Origin of the sequence: Treponema sp. (genome assembly GCF_045657965.1) — a bacterium.
Taxonomy (GTDB): Bacteria; Spirochaetota; Spirochaetia; order Treponematales; family Treponemataceae; genus Treponema_D.
In genome coordinates, this window is sequence record NZ_JAZOUG010000142.1 from 1 (window position 1) to 2,440 (window position 2,440).

Annotated in this window: 2 protein-coding genes and 1 pseudogene; 1 reads left to right on the forward strand and 2 read right to left on the reverse strand. The window is 38.6% G+C overall.

Translation table 11 applies throughout. The features are described 5' to 3' along the window. Positions 1-259: pseudogene (locus tag ACKI5B_RS05095) on the reverse strand (hypothetical protein); the annotation flags it as partial. Positions 260-399: 140 nt separating this feature from the next. After that, positions 400-741 carry an ArsR/SmtB family transcription factor gene (locus ACKI5B_RS05100; protein ID WP_407426476.1) on the reverse strand — a complete coding sequence of 114 codons (342 nt, stop codon included), beginning with the start codon at positions 739-741 and terminating at the stop codon, positions 400-402. Positions 742-911: 170 nt separating this feature from the next. On the opposite strand from ACKI5B_RS05100, the gene ACKI5B_RS05105 reads away from it, so the two are divergent. Then, positions 912-2,440: efflux RND transporter permease subunit (locus ACKI5B_RS05105; RefSeq protein ID WP_407426478.1), on the forward strand; the 1,529-nt coding region annotated here is incomplete at its 3' end.

Genomic DNA, 2,440 nt, shown 5'->3' on the forward strand with positions numbered 1-2,440 from the left:
TATCTTTTACGTTTGCAGGGCTTCGGATATCAAAAACTGTCTGTACAAGACCTTTTTCCGTGCGGCCGTACTGATTCATCTGACGGTGCTCGATTGAACCGTTTTTTTCGATGTTCTGAAGAAGCATGATAGCCTGTGAAGTCTGAGGGCGGGTAAGTGTAGACTGTTTTTTGATGATATCAGCTGCTTCATCTGCAAAAGCTGAAGTTCCAAGTGCGAGTGCTGTAAGGGCAGCAGCAATTGTCTTTGTAATTTTCATATAAACTCCTTATTTATAATTAGATTTTTCTAATATAACACAGCTTTTATCAGATTTCAACTTTATTTTTAGATTTTTTATGACAAAATTTAAAAAAATGTCAAAGAAAAGCTGTGTTTTGGAGATAATTGAAATTTTAATTAATTTATTTCGCCTTCTTCAGAAAGTATTTCTTCGACTGTGCAGATTAACGCTTTCATAGGAATCATGGCGTCCTTGAGCCTGAGCCGGTAGAAAATCTGTGTGCCTTTTTTGAGCGGTTCAACTATTCCTGCATCTTTTAAAACTTTAAGGTGGTGGGAAATTGCAGGGCGTGAAAGAATTGACTTTCCGGCTAAATCTGCAACATTTAAGCCTTCAAAGCCGCTTCCTGCAAGATCCAGACAGATTTTCTGCCTTGTGGTGTCGCCTAAAGCAGTAAAAATCGGAACACATGTTTTAAATTCTTCCTGAGCCTGTTTTAATTTTTCTGTATCTGTCATTTTTTTGTCTTCCTCCTTAAAAAAAACTTAAATGTGTTAGAATATTTTAAAAAATCACTTGACAGTTTTTTTTGCTGTCGTTATATTTGGTTTATCGGTTTAATTATTTGAACGAATTATAAACGATTTGTTTTCTTTAATCAAGTAATTTTTTTAGGAGGTTTTCCTTTATGATTAAAAAAATGCTTAAAAGTTCATGGCTTATTATTGCATTAAGCCTTGTAATTACTGCGTTTTTTGGCTGGCAGCTTCGTACAATCGCAATCGAAAACACGGTTCGTATGTACATGCCGCAGAGTTCTGAATCTTATCAGCGAATGTTAAAGGCCGAAGAAGATTTCGGAAGCATGATGGTTTTAGGTATTTCTCTGGAAACTCAAGGCGAGTCAATCGTAACACCTGAGTACATCAAAATCGTACAGACAATTACCGAACAGATTGGCAGTGTTCCATATGTCGAAAATATCGACTCGCTTTCAAATATTGATTTTGTTGAAGGCGAAGACGGCGGCTTAAAGGCTTCAAGTCTGATTGGCGGCGATGATTATACCGGCAGTCCTGAAGAAATGGAAGCAATCAAACGGAAACTTGTTGACTGGCAGGAAATGTACAACCGCGTAATCATTACTGATGACGGAAAAACTACTCAGATGATGATTACACTTGAACCAAAAGATGAAAACGGCGATATGCTTAATTCAAAACGTCAGATGGCTTCTCTTCATGAAATTCAGAAAATCTGTGAAGAAGCAGTTGCAGGAAGTGATCTTGAAGTACGTTACTTCGGTGATCCGGTTTTGAGTGACGACGGCTACAAATTCATGATTTCAGACCTTCTTATCCTTATTCCGTTTGTTGCACTTGTTGTTCTTCTTTCACTTTATTTCTCATTCCATACCTGGAGCGGCACACTTCTTCCGTTAATTACAGTTCTTATGGCTACAATCTGGTCTGTAGGCATTATGTGTATGCTTCACATCACATTCACAATCATCGGAAGTGTTATTCCGGTCTGTCTTGTTGCCTGTGGTTCTGCTTACGGTATTCATGTTCTTACTCACTATTACATTGCCCTTGATAAAATCGAAGGTGAAATTACAAAAGAAAAGCACGCAGATGCAATCGAATACGGCTTAAAGGATGTATGGGTTGCTGTTGTTCTTGCAGGCGTTACAACTGTTGCAGGCTTTATTTCAAATATTACAAGCCCGATTATGCCTCTTAAATCTTTCTCTGTATTTGCGGCAGCTGGTGTTGTATTCTCCCTTATGCTTTCAATGACTTTAATTCCTTGTCTTTTGTATGTAACTCCAATCAATGTTGTCGGAAAGCACTGGCACAACAAAGACAGAATTTCTACAAAAATCAAGATGAAGCTTGAAAAACAGCTGAAACGCCGCGGCGGTCAGTCTTCTGAAGAAGCAACATCTTCTACACTTTATTCAATATATCACTTCTTCTCAGGCACAAAGCCCCGTCTGATTGTTTCAACGGCAGTTCTTGTTGTAGCAGCAATCGTAGGCTTTAAACTGCTTGTTGTTGATACAGCCCTTGTAAACTACTTCCCGCCGGATTCAAAATTCCGCCAGGACATTACTTATGTTGATGAGCATCTTGCCGGATCAAATACACTTTATTTAATTGTAAGCGGCGAAGAAAAAGAAGTTTCTGAAACTCAGGCTTCGGGCGGTGAAAGCGT

Bases quoted from the DNA above. Each gene is read 5' to 3' on its own strand.
- ACKI5B_RS05100 (WP_407426476.1), bottom strand. From the start codon at position 741: ATGACAGATACAGAAAAATTAAAACAGGCTCAGGAAGAATTTAAAACA.